The organism is Streptomyces sp. NPDC048434, assembly GCF_043200375.1.
Lineage (GTDB): Bacteria > Actinomycetota > Actinomycetes > Streptomycetales > Streptomycetaceae > Streptomyces.
Map to the genome: position 1 here is coordinate 78,692 of NZ_JBICXQ010000012.1, position 17,533 is coordinate 96,224.

General features: G+C 72.1%; 15 protein-coding genes. 11 read left to right on the plus strand and 4 right to left on the minus strand.

The features are described 5' to 3' along the window. Positions 1 to 762 precede the first annotated feature (762 nt). Positions 763 to 1,938, plus strand: a complete 1,176-nt coding sequence (gene sucC, locus ACGFWI_RS16215; RefSeq protein WP_393906586.1) for an ADP-forming succinate--CoA ligase subunit beta — start codon at positions 763 to 765, stop codon at positions 1,936 to 1,938. A 20-nt stretch (positions 1,939 to 1,958) separates the two neighbouring features. Next, positions 1,959 to 2,843: a succinate--CoA ligase subunit alpha gene (sucD, locus tag ACGFWI_RS16220; RefSeq protein WP_393906587.1), complete on the plus strand. Its 885-nt coding sequence runs from the start codon at positions 1,959 to 1,961 to the stop codon at positions 2,841 to 2,843. 189 nt (positions 2,844 to 3,032) lie between these two features. Here the strand turns inward: sucD and ACGFWI_RS16225 are convergent, their stop codons facing one another. Beyond that, positions 3,033 to 3,875, minus strand: coding sequence for a hypothetical protein (locus tag ACGFWI_RS16225; RefSeq protein WP_393906588.1), 843 nt, complete (start codon positions 3,873 to 3,875; stop codon positions 3,033 to 3,035). Between the two features lie 100 nt (positions 3,876 to 3,975). Here ACGFWI_RS16225 and ACGFWI_RS16230 point away from each other — a divergent pair, with 100 nt between their 5' ends. Then, on the plus strand, positions 3,976 to 5,613 hold the full coding sequence (locus ACGFWI_RS16230; RefSeq protein WP_393906589.1) for a DUF6350 family protein: 1,638 nt from the start codon (positions 3,976 to 3,978) through the stop codon (positions 5,611 to 5,613). 132 nt (positions 5,614 to 5,745) lie between these two features. Here ACGFWI_RS16230 and ACGFWI_RS16235 read toward each other — a convergent pair whose 3' ends face one another. Next, the gene (locus tag ACGFWI_RS16235; RefSeq protein WP_393906590.1) at positions 5,746 to 6,615 is read right to left on the minus strand and encodes a hypothetical protein; all 870 of its coding nucleotides are present in this window, start codon (positions 6,613 to 6,615) and stop codon (positions 5,746 to 5,748) included. A gap of 245 nt (positions 6,616 to 6,860) precedes the next feature. Between ACGFWI_RS16235 and purN the strand changes: the two genes are divergently transcribed. Continuing rightward, positions 6,861 to 7,526 carry a phosphoribosylglycinamide formyltransferase gene (purN, locus tag ACGFWI_RS16240; protein WP_393906591.1) on the plus strand — a complete coding sequence of 222 codons (666 nt, stop codon included), beginning with the start codon at positions 6,861 to 6,863 and terminating at the stop codon, positions 7,524 to 7,526. Next, positions 7,523 to 9,088 (plus strand): bifunctional phosphoribosylaminoimidazolecarboxamide formyltransferase/IMP cyclohydrolase, encoded by a 1,566-nt coding sequence (gene purH, locus ACGFWI_RS16245; protein WP_393906592.1) that lies wholly within the window; start codon positions 7,523 to 7,525, stop codon positions 9,086 to 9,088. The genes purN and purH overlap by 4 nt, the downstream gene beginning before the upstream one ends. Positions 9,089 to 9,163: 75 nt before the next feature. Here purH and ACGFWI_RS16250 read toward each other — a convergent pair whose 3' ends face one another. After that, positions 9,164 to 9,724, minus strand: a complete 561-nt coding sequence (locus ACGFWI_RS16250) for a hypothetical protein (RefSeq protein WP_393906593.1) — start codon at positions 9,722 to 9,724, stop codon at positions 9,164 to 9,166. A gap of 111 nt (positions 9,725 to 9,835) precedes the next feature. After that, positions 9,836 to 10,564, minus strand: a complete 729-nt coding sequence (locus ACGFWI_RS16255) for an RDD family protein (protein WP_393906594.1) — start codon at positions 10,562 to 10,564, stop codon at positions 9,836 to 9,838. A 242-nt stretch (positions 10,565 to 10,806) separates the two neighbouring features. On the opposite strand from ACGFWI_RS16255, the gene ACGFWI_RS16260 reads away from it, so the two are divergent. From ACGFWI_RS16260 to ACGFWI_RS16285, 6 genes are all read left to right on the plus strand, one after another. Continuing rightward, positions 10,807 to 11,661 carry a bifunctional methylenetetrahydrofolate dehydrogenase/methenyltetrahydrofolate cyclohydrolase gene (locus tag ACGFWI_RS16260; protein ID WP_393906595.1) on the plus strand — a complete coding sequence of 285 codons (855 nt, stop codon included), beginning with the start codon at positions 10,807 to 10,809 and terminating at the stop codon, positions 11,659 to 11,661. Positions 11,662 to 11,727: 66 nt separating this feature from the next. After that, the gene (locus ACGFWI_RS16265) at positions 11,728 to 12,156 is read left to right on the plus strand and encodes a DUF3017 domain-containing protein (protein ID WP_393906596.1); all 429 of its coding nucleotides are present in this window, start codon (positions 11,728 to 11,730) and stop codon (positions 12,154 to 12,156) included. Between the two features lie 466 nt (positions 12,157 to 12,622). Beyond that, on the plus strand, positions 12,623 to 13,492 hold the full coding sequence (locus tag ACGFWI_RS16270; RefSeq protein WP_393906597.1) for a helix-turn-helix domain-containing protein: 870 nt from the start codon (positions 12,623 to 12,625) through the stop codon (positions 13,490 to 13,492). Continuing rightward, complete coding sequence (locus ACGFWI_RS16275) at positions 13,489 to 14,499, plus strand: DUF2690 domain-containing protein (protein ID WP_393906598.1); 1,011 nt, start codon at positions 13,489 to 13,491, stop codon at positions 14,497 to 14,499. The genes ACGFWI_RS16270 and ACGFWI_RS16275 overlap by 4 nt, the downstream gene beginning before the upstream one ends. Before the next feature lie 241 nt (positions 14,500 to 14,740). After that, a complete protein-coding gene (locus ACGFWI_RS16280; RefSeq protein WP_393906599.1) occupies positions 14,741 to 15,838 on the plus strand; it encodes a helix-turn-helix domain-containing protein in 1,098 nt (365 codons plus the stop codon). 485 nt (positions 15,839 to 16,323) lie between these two features. Next, the gene (locus tag ACGFWI_RS16285; protein ID WP_393906600.1) at positions 16,324 to 17,316 is read left to right on the plus strand and encodes a malate dehydrogenase; all 993 of its coding nucleotides are present in this window, start codon (positions 16,324 to 16,326) and stop codon (positions 17,314 to 17,316) included. Positions 17,317 to 17,533 lie beyond the last annotated feature (217 nt).

Genomic DNA, 17,533 nt, shown 5'->3' on the forward strand with positions numbered 1-17,533 from the left:
CCTCCAATCCCTTCAGGCACCGAGTGTGAGGACACCAAGAAATCGAGAAAGGGGGAGGGGCGCGGGTGCGGAAGAGTTCACGGCCGCCCCGTGCCCGTGGCCGTGCATCCCCCCGCTACCCATCAAGTTCCCCCGTCTGCACCCGATGCAAAGCGATCTGCCGACCGGCCTGCACGGGACCAAGCCTGAAGCTTGTGACTCCTGATGCGTATGTATCCGTAAGTGCTCAACACAGTGTCCGTAGCGGCCAGTTGAAGGGTCAAGGGGCCTTTCCGGACACCGTCTGCGGAGGTCTTGTGAGGAGGAGTCGCAGCTTCTTCCCAAACGGATTCCCGCGGCTTCGGAACCGGAATCGCCTGAGATGGGGGCGCACAGGGGCGTACCGGGTGGAGGCGGCGAACGACGCACGACGTGAGAGTGCACGCCGAGTGACGACGGAGCCGTCGGACGGAGGGGGCCGGGCGGGCCCCGGCCCTCAAGACCGTCGGGGACGGTCGAAAACCGGCCGACGACATGCGGAAATCCGGAGGAGGCGTAACTTGGCCAAAAGATCTGTGATGGTAATCACCGCTGGAGTGTGATCTGCGATTTAGGGCCTCAGGTCCCGCGGCGATAACCTGCGGGACGGACATGCCGCGTATCCGGTCACCGTGTACGCCTCCCCTGTGACAGCGCCGTCACGTTGCCCTTCGCGGCACGCCCATCGCAGACAACGAACCGCGATCACTACGGCGATTCTGAGAAGACAAGGGACGGACGCGCGTGGACCTGTTCGAGTACCAGGCGAGGGACCTCTTCGCCAAGCACGGTGTACCGGTGCTGGCCGGTGAAGTCATCGACACGCCTGAGGCGGCCCGCGAGGCGACCGAGCGGCTGGGCGGCAAGTCCGTCGTCAAGGCCCAGGTGAAGGTCGGCGGCCGCGGCAAGGCCGGCGGCGTCAAGCTGGCCGGCACCCCGGACGAGGCCGTCGCCCGGGCGACGGACATCCTCGGCATGGACATCAAGGGCCACACGGTCCACAAGGTGATGATCGCCGAGACCGCGCCGGAGATCGCCGAGGAGTACTACGTTTCGTACCTCCTCGACCGCACCAACCGCACCTTCCTGGCCATGGCCTCCGTGGCCGGCGGCATGGACATCGAGGAAGTCGCGGCCACCCGCCCCGACGAGCTCGCCAAGGTCCCGGTCGACGCCAACGAGGGTGTCACCAAGGAGAAGGCCCAGGAGATCGTCGCCCAGGCGAAGTTCCCCGCCGAGGTGGCCGACAAGGTCGCCGACGTGATGGTGACGCTGTGGAAGACCTTCGTCGCGGAGGACGCCCTCCTCGTCGAGGTCAACCCGCTGGCCAAGGTCGCCTCCGGCGAGGTCATCGCCCTCGACGGCAAGGTCTCCCTGGACGAGAACGCCGAGTTCCGCCAGCCGGAGCACGAGGCCCTGGAGGACAAGGACGCAGCCAACCCGCTCGAGGCTGCGGCCAAGGCCAAGGGTCTGAACTACGTCAAGCTCGACGGCCAGGTCGGCATCATCGGCAACGGCGCGGGTCTCGTCATGAGCACCCTGGACGTCGTCGCCTACGCCGGCGAGAAGCACAACGACGTCAAGCCCGCCAACTTCCTCGACATCGGTGGCGGCGCCTCCGCCGAGGTCATGGCGAACGGCCTGGAGATCATCCTCGGCGACCCGGACGTCAAGTCCGTCTTCGTCAACGTCTTCGGTGGCATCACCGCCTGTGACGAGGTCGCCAACGGCATCGTCCAGGCCCTGGAGCTGCTCAAGTCCAAGGGCGAGGACGTCAACAAGCCCCTGGTGGTGCGCCTCGACGGCAACAACGCCGAGCTGGGTCGTCAGATCCTGTCGGAGGCCAACCACCCGCTGGTGCAGCGTGTGGACACCATGGACGGCGCGGCCGACAAGGCCGCCGAGCTGGCTGCTAAGTAAAGGACGAGGACACAACAACCATGGCTATCTTCCTGACCAAGGAAAGCAAGGTCATCGTCCAGGGCATGACCGGTGCCACTGGCATGAAGCACACCAAGCTGATGCTCGGTGACGGCACCAACATCGTCGGCGGTGTGAACCCGCGCAAGGCCGGCACGAGCGTCGACTTCGACGGCACCGAGGTTCCCGTCTTCGGCTCCGTCGCCGAGGCGATGGAGAAGACCGACGCCGATGTGTCCGTCCTCTTCGTGCCGCCGGCCTTCGCCAAGGCCGCCGTCGTCGAGGCGATCGACGCCGGGATCCCGCTGGCCGTCGTGATCACCGAGGGCATCGCGGTCCACGACTCCGCCGCCTTCTGGGCGTACGCGAAGTCCAAGGGCAACAAGACCCGGATCATCGGCCCGAACTGCCCCGGCCTGATCACCCCCGGCCAGTCCAACGCCGGCATCATCCCGGGCGACATCACCAAGCCCGGCCGCATCGGTCTGGTGTCGAAGTCCGGCACGCTGACCTACCAGATGATGTACGAGCTCCGTGACATCGGCTTCTCCTCGGCCGTCGGTATCGGTGGCGACCCGGTCATCGGCACCACGCACATCGACGCCCTCGCGGCGTTCGAGGCGGACCCCGACACCGACCTGATCGTGATGATCGGTGAGATCGGCGGCGACGCCGAGGAGCGTGCGGCCGACTTCATCAAGGCCAACGTCACCAAGCCGGTCGTCGGCTACGTCGCGGGCTTCACCGCGCCCGAGGGCAAGACCATGGGCCACGCCGGCGCCATCGTCTCCGGCTCCTCCGGCACCGCCCAGGCGAAGAAGGAGGCCCTGGAGGCCGCCGGCGTCAAGGTCGGCAAGACCCCGTCGGAGACCGCGCGGCTGGCCCGCGAGATCCTCGGCGGCTGACCGCCTCCCGGCGTCCGCGCCGGATCGGACGTACGTCGTCCCGACGGCCGTCACTGATACCGCCGGACCCTCGCCCTCGTGGCCGCGCCCTCGCGGCGGAAGATTCTTCCGCCGCGAGGGCGCTCGGCGACCGGGGCAGGGTTCGGCGGTGTGCGTTGGGGGCGTACCGCCCGTCGGCGGTTCGACGCCCTAGCGGACGTCGGGCGACAGACGCGCCTCCCGGAGCCTCTTCCGCACGGCGGCGTTGCCGTGCTTCTTGATGTCCGCGCCACGGCGCCCGGACGGTGAGACCCGGACGTGCGGCGCGGTCGCCAGGGGCTGGTCCGGCGACCGCGTGTAATGGTCCGGCATCACGATCATCATCACCAGCATCACCAGCGCGAACAGACCGGCCAGCCCGAACGCCGTCCGCGTGGTCCGCAGATCGCTGCGCTCGCTGTCGCTCCGTACGTGCTGTGTGGCGACGGGCGTCACCTGCTGCGCGGCCGCCAGCTGGGTGAGCCGGGCCCGCAGGATCTCGCCCTGCCGCACCGGCGGGTGCCCGTCGAGCCCCAACTCGGGCAGCCGCGCGGCGACCCGCTCGCGCGCATGCGTCAGCCGCCCGGCCGTGGCCGGCGTACTCGCCTCGATCTCCGCCGCGGTCTCGTAGAGCCCCAGCCCGACGCCGTCGTGCAGCATCAGCGCCCGCCGGTAGGGGGCGGGCAGACTCAGCAGGGCCTCCAGGAGCGCCCGGTCCGAGGGCTCGCCGCTCTCCTGGAACTGCTTCGGCTTCCGGACCGGCCGCAGCCCCGGACACAGCCGGTGCCACGGCGTCAGCGCGTACTCGTACGCGGCCGCCCGCACCCACCCCGCCGGATCCGGGTCCACCGCGACCTGCGGCCATCGCTGCCAGGCCAGCCGAAACCCCTGTTCCACGGCCCGCCGCGCGAGCCGCGGCCGCCCGGTGAGCAGATAGGTCTGCCGCGTCAGCGCTGCTGCGTGCCGGGTGTGGAGGTCGTCGAAGGCGATGGCGGCCTGCTCGCGCTGGGTCATACAGAGCAGTGTGGAAAACTCGCTTCACCGGATACAGCGCGACACGTCGGGCATTTCGCCAGTGCAGGGATGAAACGTCTCTTATTGACAGCATGGCCGCGTGAGCCAGTTGACTGATCGTGGCCCAACGTTGTCCTCGCAGGGCCGAGCCGCCGCGCAGCGCTCCTCCGCGATCGGCGCGGCCTTCCTCGGCGGCGTGACGGCCGCCGGTCTCGGCCTCGGCGCGCTGGCGGTCGCCGTGCTGCTGCTCTGGGTCGCCTCCCCGGCCCCCGACAGCGGCCCGTCCCGGGCCCTGCATCTCGCCGCCGACCTGTGGCTGATGGCGCACGGCGGTGACCTCGTACGCACCACGAGCCACTCCGGCGCCCCGGTCGCCGTGACCCCGCTGCTGCTCGCCGTGCTCCCGGTCTGGCTGCTGCACCGGGCCGCCCGCCACGCCCTGGCGACCGCGGCCGACGGCCGTACCGGCCCCGGCACGGGCCCCGGCAGCGGCACGGGCGCCACCCGGGCGGTCGTGCCGCGCACCCTGCTCGGTGCGCTGCTCACCGGCTATCTGCTGATCGCGGCCGGTGTGCTGCTCTACGCCTCCACCGGGCAGCTGAGCGCCGAACCGCTCAGCGTGCTGGCGTACGTCCCGGCCACCGCGGTCGCCACGCTCGGCGGTACGGCCTGGTTCCTGCTCCGCCATCCCGGCGCCGATCTGCTGCCCGCCTGGGCACTGCGGGCCGTGGCCGGAGTGCCGGGCGGTCTGCGGAGCCTCCTCGGCGGCTCCCGGTTCGCCGCCGCGCAGCGCGCCGCCGGCGCCGCCCTCGGCGCCCTGCTGGTCTCCGGCGCCCTGCTCACGCTGCTCTCCCTCGGCCTGCACGCGGGCCGGGTGCGCCAGGACCTGCTCCAGCTGGCGCCCGATTGGGCCAGCCGGGCCACGGTGCTGCTGCTGTGCCTCGTCCTGCTCCCGAACGCGGCCGTCTGGGGCGCCGCTTACGGCCTGGGACCGGGTTTCACGGTCGGCGCGGGCGGTACGGTCGGCCCGCTGGGGACCTCGGCGCATCCGGTGCTGCCGCAGCTGCCGCTGCTCAGCGGGCTGCCGGACGCCGGCCCGGGAAACCCGCTGACCTGGGCGGTCGTTGTGGTGCCGGTCGTCGCGGGGGCGCTGCTGGCCCGCTCCGTGGCCCGTTCAGCGGCGGCGCCCGGCGCTGCGGAACGTCCCTGGTCATGGTGGACGACGGCATGCGCGGCAGCCCTGGGGGCGGTTCTTTGCGGCGCCGTCACGGCAGTGCTCGCGGGCCTCTCCGGTGGCGCGCTGGGCACCGGCGCGCTCGCCGCATTCGGCCCGAGCTGGTGGCGTACGGGCCTTGCGGCAGCGGGCTGGACCGCCCTGACCGGCATCCCGGGCGCGATCGGGCTACGGGTCTGGCGACTGCACGCGGAACGCCGGGCCAATGACGAGGACACCTGCCCCGGCACGGCGACCGGCGACGGCAAGGCAACGCCCCGCCCCGGTATGGCGACGGGCGACGGCAAGAACACCCGTCCCGGCGCCGCCGCAGCCGATCCCGGCCCCGACGGTGCGCCGGACGCCGACGACCTCGCGGCTACGGAACTGGAAGTCGCGGAACTGGAAGTCGCGGAACTGGCAGCCGCGGAACTGGAAGTCGCGGAACGGTCAGTCGCGGAACGCGCCGCCACCGAACTGGCCGCCCCGAAACCGGCCGCCACTCACGCCGCCCCGGAGGGCTGACACCGGCCGGCGCCGCACCCTCAGCACCGCATCGTCAGCCCCAAGCCGTCACTGCTGAACCGGCCATCGCTGAACCCGCCATTGCTGAACTGGCCACCGGCCACCGGCACACCCGGCCGGCGCCCACCGCGCCTACTGCTGGGTGCTCAGCAGCGGCCGCAGCTCCTTCGGCAGCATCTGCTCGCAGGACTTGCCGGCCGACTGGGTCAGGGCGTCGTTCACGCAGGTGAAGTAGTCGCGGTAGACGATCTGCACGGTGAAGGTCGCGGCCACCATCATCAGCGCCAGCGACGCGATCACCAGCCCCGCGATCGCCGCGGTGACCTGCGGCCGGGTGCTGCCCGGCGAGGTCGGAGGGCCGGACTGCGGGTCCGGGGCGGACTGGGCGGTGGGGGCCGGGCGGCCCTCCATGGCGGCGGTGGTGACCGCGGCGGCGGCCTTCGCGGGGTTCGGCTTGGCGCGCAGCGAGCTGATGCCCCAGTAGAGCGCCAGCGCGGCCAGCAGCAGGGCGACCTCCGGCAGGCTGAACAGCACACAGAAGAACGACCACAGTCCGGCGAGCAGCGCGAAGCGCGCCCGGCGCTGGGCCGGGTCGGTGGGGTCCCAGCGCAGTCCGCCGGGGCTGCCGGGGCCCCCGGGGCCGCCGCCCTGCTGGCCGTTGCGGGCGCCGGGCCGGGTGCCGAAGCCGCCGTTCTGCCGGCCGGGCTGCCGGGGGCTCCACTGGCTGCCCCAGCCCGGCGCCGGCTCGTCCTGCGACGGCTCTTCCTCGTCGTTGCCGTCCTGGCCCGGTGTGTGGGCGCGGTGGCGCGGGCGCCACTCCTGGTCGGGGGCGTCGGCCGGCGGCGGGGCGAAGGGGTTGTCCTGGTCGGAGTCCGGGGAATCCGGAGCGGAAGACTCCGGGGACGAGGACGACGACTTGCGCTCACGCGGCAGCAGCACCACCCCGGGGGCGGTGGCGGGCAGCGGGAGCAGGAGGGCCGCGCGGCGGCGTCGGTCCGTCATCTGGAGTGCGTCTTCCCCTTGTCTCGTCCGTACGCGGGCCTTAGCGGCCGGCGCCCGGTTACCACGAACTGCATGCAGTCTTACGCCTGACGCTACCTCCCGTGCCCGCCCCCGTCCCGTGGGGGCCGCTCGGTGTGCCGGTATCGTTGCTGACGGTCGGCGCCTTCGTAGGGTTCCCCGGATCTGCGGTACCCGCAGTCTTGTATGACCACACAAAGCACGCGAGATCGGAAAAGAGCCCCGTCGTGGCTTCCTCCCCAGCCCCCACCCAGCCGGCCCGGCCCGGCCGCCCCGGCCGTCCGGCCCGCATCGTCGTCCTCGTCTCCGGTTCCGGTACGAACCTGCAGGCGCTGCTGGACGCCATCGCCGGCCAGGGCGTGGCGGAGTACGGAGCCGAGGTGGTGGCCGTCGGCGCCGACCGGGGTGCCATCGCGGGCCTGGAGCGCGCCGGGGCCGCCGGGCTCCCGACGTTCATCTGCCGGGTCAAGGACTACGACAGCCGCTCGGACTGGGACGCGGCGCTCACCGAGGCGACCGCCGCGTACGAGCCCGATCTGGTGGTCTCGGCCGGTTTCATGAAGATCCTGGGCAAGGAGTTCCTCGCCCGCTTCGGCGGCCGCACCGTCAATACCCACCCGGCGCTGCTGCCGAGCTTTCCCGGTGCCCATGGCGTGCGCGATGCGCTCGCGTACGGCGCAAAGGTCACCGGATGCACCGTCCACTTCGTCGACGACGGCGTCGACACCGGCCCGATCATCGCCCAGGGCGTGGTCGAGGTCCGGGACGAGGACGATGAATCCGCGCTGCATGAGCGCATCAAGGAAGTCGAGCGATCACTGCTCGTCGAGGTCGTGGGGCGTCTGGCCCGGCACGGCTACCGCATTGAGGGACGAAAGGTACGTATCTCGTGACCGCCACCGAAGGTACGAAGCGGCCCATCCGCCGCGCACTGGTCAGTGTCTATGACAAGTCCGGGCTGGAGGAGCTGGCGCAGGGGCTGCATGCGGCGGGCGTCCAGCTCGTCTCGACCGGGTCGACGGCCGCGAAGATCGCCGCGGCCGGGGTGCCGGTCACCAAGGTCGAGGAGCTGACGGGCTTCCCCGAGTGTCTGGACGGCCGGGTCAAGACCCTGCACCCGAAGGTGCACGCCGGCATCCTGGCCGACCTCCGCCTGGAGGACCACCGCCGGCAGTTGACCGATCTCGGTGTCGAGCCGTTCGACCTGGTGATCGTCAACCTGTACCCGTTCCGGGAGACCGTCGCCTCCGGCGCCACCTCCGACGAGTGCGTGGAGCAGATCGACATCGGCGGCCCCTCGATGGTCCGCGCCGCCGCCAAGAACCACCCGTCGGTGGCCGTGGTCGTCAACCCCGCCCGCTACGGCGACGTCCTGGAGGCCGTCACCGGCGGCGGCTTCGAGCTGGACGCGCGCAAGCGGCTGGCGGCCGAGGCCTTCCAGCACACCGCGGCCTACGACGTGGCCGTCGCCTCCTGGTTCGCCGACGGCTATGCGGCGGCGGACGACTCCGCCTTCCCCGAGTTCCTCGGCGCGACCTACGCCCGCAAGAACGTCCTGCGCTACGGCGAGAACCCGCACCAGGGTGCCGCGCTGTACGTGGACGGCAGCGGTGGGCTCGCGGAGGCCGAGCAACTGCACGGCAAGGAGATGTCGTACAACAACTACACGGACACCGACGCCGCGCGCCGGGCCGCGTACGACCACGCCGAGCCGTGTGTCGCGATCATCAAGCACGCCAACCCGTGCGGTATCGCGGTGGCCGCGGAGGTCGCCGAGGCGCACCGCAACGCGCACGCCTGTGACCCGCTCTCCGCCTTCGGTGGCGTCATCGCCGTCAACCGCCCGGTCTCCGTGGCGATGGCCGAGCAGGTCGCCGAGATCTTCACCGAGGTCATCGTGGCCCCCGGCTACGAGGACGGTGCGGTCGAGATCCTCGCCCGCAAGAAGAACATCAGGGTGCTGCGCTGCCCCGACGCGCCGTCGAACCCCGTGGAGGTCAAGCCCGTTGACGGCGGTGCCCTGCTCCAGGAGACCGACCGGCTGCAGGCCGAGGGCGACGACCCGGCGAACTGGACGCTGGCCAGCGGGACCGCGCTGCCCGCCGACGAGCTGGCCGAGCTGGCCTTCGCCTGGCGCGCCTGCCGCGCCGTGAAGTCCAACGCGATCCTGCTCGCCAAGGACAGTGCCACGGTCGGCGTCGGCATGGGCCAGGTCAACCGCGTGGACTCCGCGAAGCTGGCCGTGCAGCGCGCGGGCGAGGAGCGGGCGCGCGGCTCCTACGCCGCCTCCGACGCCTTCTTCCCGTTCCCCGACGGCTTCGAGGTGCTGGCCGAGGCCGGCGTCAAGGCCGTGGCCCAGCCCGGCGGTTCGGTCCGCGACGAACTCGTCGTCGAGGCCGCCAAGAAGGCCGGCGTGACGATGTACTTCACGGGGACCCGGCACTTCTTCCACTGAGCGACCGGCACCACACGCACGGAGGGCCGCACCCCAGCCGGGGTGCGGCCCTCCGTCGCGTGCGGCCCGAAGAGGTCAGTAACGCGGCCTGTTGAACCAGAACTTGCTCTCGTCCTTGGACGTGAAGGCGATCACCAGGATGCCCAGGACCGTGTGGACCAGGCCGACCGGGAAGGTGAACAGGCTCAGCATGATGGTGGCGACGCCGAAGACGATGGCGCCGACCCGGACCCCGCCGCCGCCGTTGGCGAACTGCAGCGCCAGCGTGATGGCGACCGCGGTGAAGATCACGATGAGCACGATCACCGCGATCAGCAGGCCCTTGCCGACGTTCATCGCCGTGACGTCGTCCGCGGCGGTGTACGGCGAGACGTTGTGCGAGGCCTTGCTGACGCCGCCCAGACCCATCACGGCGAGGATCAGGCCGATGAGGTTCAGACCGGAGAGCACGAACAGCATCACCCGCGCGGCCTTGACGCCGCCGGGCATCACCGTCGGGTACTGCGGCTGCATGCCGGGCATCCCGCCGCCGCCCGGGTACGGGCCGTACGGCTGCTGCGGCTGCTGTTGGGGGTAGCCGTAACCGGGCTGCTGACCCGGCGGCGGACCGTAGGGGTTCTGGTTGGGATAACTCACGAGACGTGTCCTTCAAACGACGTGAACGGAGCCGCGAAGGCCCCGATCGCGCAGTGGCGAGGGGGCCTTCGCGAGTGGTGCACCTCGGGTCGGGGCGTCGCCCCGGACCGGCTACTGGGTCTTGACGACCACGGAGCCGACGGCCTTGTCGGCGAAGGTCTGCGCCTTGTCGTCCCACAGCGGCCACAGCCAGCCGACGTAGCAGGCGATGCTGTCGAGGAAGTGCGCCAGACGGCGGACGAAGGCCATACCGAAGCCGAGCGGCTGACCGGTGTCCTCGCGGACCAGCCGGATGCTCATGGCCTTCTTGCCCGGAGTCTGGCCCGTGTTGCCTTCCTTGATGAGCATGAAGATGCCACCCGCCATGGCCACCAGGCCGGCCAGGCCGATCAGGATGAAGGCGATGGCCGGCGGGCCGGCCGAGGCCGCGTCCGCCCGGCACTGGTAGTCGTCGAAGGCGCAGCTGTCGTAGTTGCCCACGGAGGACGCGGCGACGCCGGCCCCGATTCCGTACAGGATGCCGGGCACCAGGCCCACGATCAGGCCGTCGATCAGCAGGGCGCACAGTCGCGCACCCCAGCTCGCGTACCCCGTCGGCATGCCCATACCCGGCATGCCGGGCTGGCCGTAGGGAGCGGCCTGCTGCTGGGGGTAGCCGTACGCCTGCTGCTGCGGGACCTGCTGCTGGGGGTAGCCGTACGGCTGCTGCTGCTGCGGGGGCTGCTGGGGGTAGCCGTAGCCGGGCTGACCCTGCGGCGGGACCGGGGGCTGCTGGCCGTACGGGCCCTGCGGCGCCTGCGGCTGCTGGCCGTAGGGGTTGTTCGGGTCGCCGAAACTCATCTGCTGCTTTCCTCCGTTGGGTGACTGTCGCGCGACGCGGCGTGACGCGGAGGAAAAACAGGATTCACTGGCCCGCCCCCGACGATGCCTGCGGCACTGCACGTCAATCCTTCTAGTTGCGCATTCACTCTGTCCAGTCAAGGCCCCCGGCTGTTGTGCAAGTGCAATGATCAATTCCGGCCATGGACGCCCCGCATGCCCTGATTGGAACGTGACCGCCCTCATCCGGGAAGATAGAGGGTATGACTGCCCAGATCCTGGATGGCAAGGCCACCGCAGCCGCTATCAAGTCCGAGCTCACCACCCGCGTCGAGGCGCTGAAGGCCAAGGGTGCCCAGCCCGGGCTGGGCACCCTCCTGGTGGGCGACGACCCGGGAAGCCGCTGGTACGTCAACGGCAAGCACCGCGACTGCGCCCAGGTCGGCATCGCCTCGATCCAGCGGGAACTGCCGGAAACCGCCACCCAGGAGGAGATCGAGGCGGTCGTACGGGAGCTGAACGAGGACCCGGCCTGCACCGGCTACATCGTCCAACTCCCGCTCCCCAAGGGCATCGACGCGCACCGCGTCCTGGAACTGATGGATCCGGCCAAGGACGCCGACGGGCTGCACCCGATGAGCCTGGGCCGGCTGGTGCTCGGCATCGAGGGACCGCTGCCGTGCACCCCGTACGGCATCGTCCAGTTGCTGCGGCGGCACGGCGTCGAGATCAAGGGCGCGCATGTGGTGGTCGTCGGCCGCGGTATCACCATCGGCCGCCCGATGCCGCTGGTGCTGACCCGCAAGTCCGAGAACGCCACGGTGACCCAGTGCCACACCGGCACCCGTGATCTGTCCGCGCACCTCAAGCAGGCCGACATCATCGTCGCCGCCGCCGGTGTGCCGCACATCATCAAGCCCGAGGACATCAAGCCCGGTGCGGCCGTCCTGGACGTCGGCGTCAGCCGTGACGAACAGGGCAAGATCGTCGGCGATGTGCACCCGGGGGTCGCCGAGGTGGCCGGCTGGGTCGCCCCCAACCCGGGCGGCGTCGGCCCGATGACCCGCGCCCAGCTGCTGGTCAATGTCGTCGAGGCCGCCGAGCGCGCGGCGGGCTGACCACGCGAGATCTGAGAGCCTGTCTCTGAGACAGACGGAACCGGACACCGGAAGGGACTGCCAGCCATGGGTGCCGAAGCGCATTCGGACGGGGCCTCCGAGCCGCAGCGCTCCTCGCGCCGCTTTCCCACGCTGACCCGCGACACCGCCCGGCCGGAAGGCGGCGGGCGGGCCGCCTCGGGCGGCTTCCCCGCGCCCGCCCGGCAGTGGCCGCTGCTCGCCGTCATGGGCGGGGTCGCGCTCGGGCTGCTGCTGGTGGCGCTCGACGCGTTCCGTATCGGGGGGATAGTGATCGGGCTCTCACTGCTGGCCGGGGCGGTGCTGCGGTGGGCGCTGCCGTCGGTGGGGATGCTGGCCGTGCGCTCGCGCTTCACCGATATGGCGACGTACGGGGGGCTCGGCTTCGTGATCGTGATGCTGTCGCTGATGGTGCAGCCCAAGCCGTGGATCCATATCCCGTTCCTGGACGACATCGTCCACTTCACCGTGCGCTAGGACGACACGGTCCGAGGCCCGTCCCGGGCGCACGCCGCAGGGCGTCTCCGGGCCCCGGCCGATAGCGCGATGACGGCGGCCCGTCCTCTCCTCCGGGAGAAGGCGGGCCGCCGCCGTGCTGTGCCGAGGTGCCGTACGAAGGCGGCCGGGCGGCGCACGGGCCACGGCGGAGGCGGCGCGGGGCGGGCCGTGCGGCCCGGGGTGTGCCACCGGCCGTGCTCCCACCCGCCGGTGGCCGGCGTCGGCGGGGCCGCCGTATGCGGACACCGTGGGATACCGCGAGTGTGACCTGCGGGGACGTCGTCGAGGTGGACGCTTCGGTGGGACGGTGACGGGGGCGACGGGGAGTTCGGGATACCGCGTGGAAAGAGTAAAAAGCGGAAACGGAGGTCGCGTCCGCGCCATCATCGGCGGCACAGGGGGCTGATGGCCTCGGGGGAGAACGAACGCGTATATGGGGTGGAACATGTCGCGTTGGAAAGGGCTGCCCGAATCGCTGGACCATCGGGTGCGGCATCTGGTCGTCCAGCTACGGAGGTTGAAGGACCACAGCGGGCTGAGCCTGGCCGCGCTCGCTGCCCGGACCTCGTACAGCAAGTCGTCCTGGGAGCGCTATCTCAACGGCAAGAAGCTGCCGCCGCGTGATGCGGTGGCGGCGCTGGCGCGGGTCTGTGAGGCCGATGCGACCCGGCTGCTGGCGCTGCACGAGGTCGCCGCGCAGGCCTGGAACGCGGAGCGGCCGGAGCCGGCGGGCCGGCCGCCGGTGCCGCAGCCGGCGGCCCGGCCGCCGCGGGAACCGGCGGTGCGGCAAGCAGAGGGAGCGCCGCCGCCACGGGCGGAGCGGGACGAGGCGCCCGTCCCCGCCGCGGCCGCCGCGCCCACGGCCGGACGGCACGTGCCGCTCGGTCCTCTGGTGCTGGGCGCCCTGGCCGTGCTCGTCATGGCCGGTGCGGCGCTCCTGGTGGTCCGCCTCTGGCAGGACGCCTCCGGCATCGGGCGCGGTGCGGGCACCGCGATGGCCGTCGGCGCCCCCAGTGCCGCATCCACGTTCACCCACCGGCCGGGGGAGGCCTTCGACTGCCCCGTCCAGCGCCGGGGAGGTGCCCTGTACGCCGGGCACAGCCGCACCGGCACGGCGATCCTGGGCAGCGGCGCGACCGGCTGGGACGTCGTCGAGGCGCAGTGTCTGCTGCACCGCCAGGGCTATGACCCGGGCGTGGTGGACGGCATCGTCGGCGGGAAGACCCTGCGTGCCGTCAAGCGTCTGCAGGCCCGGTCCGGGCTGCCCACGGACGGGATCGTGGGCCCCGACACCTGGAAGGTGCTGCGCCGGTGAGCGGGCCCGGCAGCGAGCCGAGGGAAAGCGTCGAGAGCTCCCGACTGGCAGCGCGCATGCGGGAGTTGAGGGGGCGTACCGGGCTCACCCTGGCCGCACTCGCCGAGCGGACGCCCTACAGCAAGTCGTCCTGGGAGCGCTATCTCAACGCCAAGAAGCTGCCGCCGCGGGGCGCGGTCGAGGCGTTGTGCCTGCTGGCGGGGGAGCCGTCGGGAGGGCTCTTGGCGCTGTGGGAGCTGGCGGACGCGGCCTGGAGCGGACGCGGGCGGCCGGGCGGGGCCCGGAGCCGGAGCGTGGCGCGGGGCCGGGGTGCGGCGCCGGCCCGGGGCCTCGCACCGGGCCAGGGCGCGGGACATGCCGCGGACGGCGCGCGGGGGGAGGCAAGTGGCTCCGCCGGCACGCCGGGAGAGGGGAGTGCCTGTGGCGTGAGCGTGGTGGAGGAGGCGCCGCCCGGGGCGGGGGGCGGTGACGGTGAGACGTCGGCCCGGCGGTCGCCGCGGGCGTCAGCACGGCTGCCGCAGCGGGTCGTGGCCGTAGTGGCCGGCGCCTGCGTCGGTCTGGTGGCTGTCGGGGTGGCGGCGCTGGTCTTCTGGGCGGGGGAGAGGGGCGTCGGGAGCGGCCCGCGGGAGGACGCGGTGCCCCAGCCCTCCGCGGTGACGGGCTGCCGGGCGAGGGCCTGCGACGGCAAGGACCCGGAGTCGACGTACTGCGAGCCACCGGACCTGGTGGAGACGCCCCTGGAGCGAACTGCCGCCCGGGGCGAGCATGTTCAGATCCGCTACGGCGAGGCCTGCGGCGCGGCCTGGGGCCGACTCCGTGGCGGCCGGGTCGGGGACCGGCTGGAGGTGTCGGCGCCGGGGGCGCGGCCGCGGTCGGTGCGGGTGGTGGACCGGTTCGATGCCGAGGGGTATCTCGTCACGCCGATGGTGGCGGTCCGCGGGCCCGAGGGCATCCGCCTGTGTCTCTATCCGGCGGGCGGCGGGACAGGGGAGTGCTTCGCACGGTAGGCCCACGAGGGGCTACCTGGCCCGTTCTTGTCAGGAAACGTACGGAAGTCGTACGGCGTCCGGTCGAAATGCGACACTGCAGGGGTCACGGGGCGTGCGGGTGGGTGACGTGTGCCCGGATGCGCCCGTGCGCCCGTGAACGGGGAACTGCCGTCCTGGCCGGGCGCACCCCCGCGGGCAGCAAGGAGCGGGGCCGGGGGAGCCGCGCTGTCGCACGTAAGCGGGGGGATAGGGGGAGGCAATGCCTCGCTGGAAGGCGCTGCCGGAAGAACTCGATCCGCAGGTAGGGGAGTTCACCGAGCAGCTGCGCAGGCTCGTGGACCGCAGCGGACTGAGTGTGGCTGCCGTCGCGGACCGTACGGGCTACAGCAAGACGTCCTGGGAGCGCTATCTCAACGGGCGGCTGCTGCCGCCGCTGCGCGCGGTGGTCGCGCTCGCCGAGGCGACCGGCGCGCATCCCGCACATCTGACCACGCTGTGGGAGCTGGCCGAACGGGCCTGGAGCCGGGCCGAGATGCGGCAGGACGTCACCATGGAAGCGATCCGCGTGGCACAGGCGCGCGCCGCACTGGGGGAGTTCGACACGGAACCGGCGCAGACCGGGCCGGCGGCGAAGCCCGCAAAACCGGCGAAGGGTGCCAAGAGCGCCAAGGGTGCGGAGTCCGAGCAGATCGCGGAGCCGCCCCGGACGGCGCAGCAGCGCCGCTCGGACGTCCCGTCGAGCGCCGACTTCCCCGGATGGGAGGCGGCAGCGGGCCCGTCCCCGGCTCCGGCAGCGGCGCCCGCCCCATCCACGGACCGCCGTGCCCGCCGCGGCCGGACGGTCCTGTTCGTCGCCGGTGCGGTCGGCGCGCTGCTGCTGGCCGGCGCCGCCGTCCTGCTGCTGAATCCGGCCGCCGGCCCGGCGAAGAAGGCGGCGGCCGCGCCCGCGGCCGCGCCGAGCGCGAAGCCGGCACTTCCGGCCGGGGTGCGCTGCACCGGAGCCGGCTGTGTGGGCAAAGACCCGGAGAAGATGGGCTGCGGCGGGCAGCGTGCGGTCACCCCGTCCCGCGGTCTGGCGGGCCGCGCGCTGATCGAGGTCCGCTACAGCGCGGTCTGCCATACGGCCTGGGCCCGGATCAGCCACGCGGCACGGGGTGATCAGGCCACCATCAGCGCCGGCGGCCACAGCGCCACGGCGCGGGCCGAGCGGGACGGCGACGCCTACACCCCGATGGTCGAGGTGTCCGGAGACCCGGCGAAGGTCGCGGCCTGCCAGACGACCGTGGCGGGCGTGAAGAGCTGCGCCCGTCCGGTTCCGGCCACGCCCGCCGGCCAGGCCACCCGGGCGGCCCGCTAGGCCGTGTCCTCCGGCGGCCTGGGCGATATCCCCTGGGCGCGGGCGGCGACAGCCAGGTGCCGGGGCCGCCCCGGCGTGCTCCCGGCCCCGGATCAGCCTCCCCGGAGGTTGGCCGAAATTCAGGGGGCATGCCCGCCGGGATCCCGGGCAGGCGACGAAATACCCCCCCACGGGTGTGGCACAACTCGGCGGCCGCCCGCACTCCCCCCCTCCTTGAGCGGGCGGCCGCCGCCCCTTCCTGCGGAGACCCGCGCGGAGCGCATGCCGGGCCGGGGAAGCGTGCACGGACGGCCGTACGGACGCCCCCGGGAGCACCCGGTGAGGTGTTCCACACCGGCCCGTCGCTTGGGTCGGGCGGGGGTCCGATAGCCTGACGGCCGGGTCTCTCGATACCAAGAGACCTCGATAGCTGGGCAGGGACACCCACCGCCACCCATGGTGGTCCAGGGGCTTGCCCCCGGAAAAACACCGCGCAGGAGATCGCCATGACCCGCACTCCCGTCAATGTCACCGTCACCGGCGCCGCCGGCCAGATCGGTTACGCACTCCTCTTCCGCATCGCTTCCGGTCATCTGCTCGGCGCGGACGTGCCGGTCAAGCTGCGCCTCCTGGAGATCCCACAGGGTCTGAAGGCCGCCGAGGGCACCGCCATGGAGCTGGACGACTGCGCCTTCCCGCTGCTGCAGGGCATCGACATCTCGGATGACCCGGACGTGGCCTTCGACGGTGCGAACGTCGCGCTGCTCGTCGGCGCCCGCCCCCGTACGAAGGGCATGGAGCGCGGCGACCTCCTGGAGGCCAACGGCGGCATCTTCAAGCCGCAGGGCAAGGCCATCAACGACCACGCCGCGGACGACATCAAGGTCCTGGTCGTCGGCAACCCCGCCAACACCAACGCCCTGATCGCCCAAGCCGCCGCGCCGGACGTACCGCGCGAGCGCTTCACCGCGATGACCCGTCTGGACCACAACCGTGCGCTCTCGCAGCTCTCGAAGAAGACCGGCACTCCGGTCTCCGAGATCCGCAAGCTGACGATCTGGGGCAACCACTCCGCCACCCAGTACCCGGACATCTTCCACGCCGAGGTCGCCGGCAAGAACGCCGCCGAGGTCGTGAACGACCAGAAGTGGCTGGCCGAGGACTTCATCCCGACCGTCGCCAAGCGCGGTGCGGCGATCATCGAGGCCCGTGGCGCGTCCTCCGCCGCCTCCGCCGCCAACGCCGCCCTCGACCACGTCCACACCTGGGTCAACGGCACCGCCGACGGCGACTGGACCTCGATGGGTATCCCCTCGGACGGCTCCTACGGCGTCCCGGAGGGCCTGATCTCCTCCTTCCCCGTCACCACCAAGGACGGCAAGTACGAGATCGTCCAGGGCCTGGAGATCAACGACTTCTCCCGCGAGCGCATCGACGCGTCCGTGAAGGAGCTGGCGGAGGAGCGCGAGGCGGTCCGCGGTCTCGGCCTCCTCGGCTGACCCACCGCCGCTGCCGCCCCGCGCGGGCGGCACCGCAGCACCGACGAGCCCGCACGGTCCACAACGGCCGTGCGGGCTCGGCTTGTTTCCCCGTATCGCACGGACCCTGGGTAATCGCGCTGACACGGACCGGTCCGCTCCCCTATGCTGCGGCTTCGCACCGCCGTGGCCGGAGCCGGCAGCTCGCTCGCCAATCAGGCTGCCGAGGCGGCCAGTT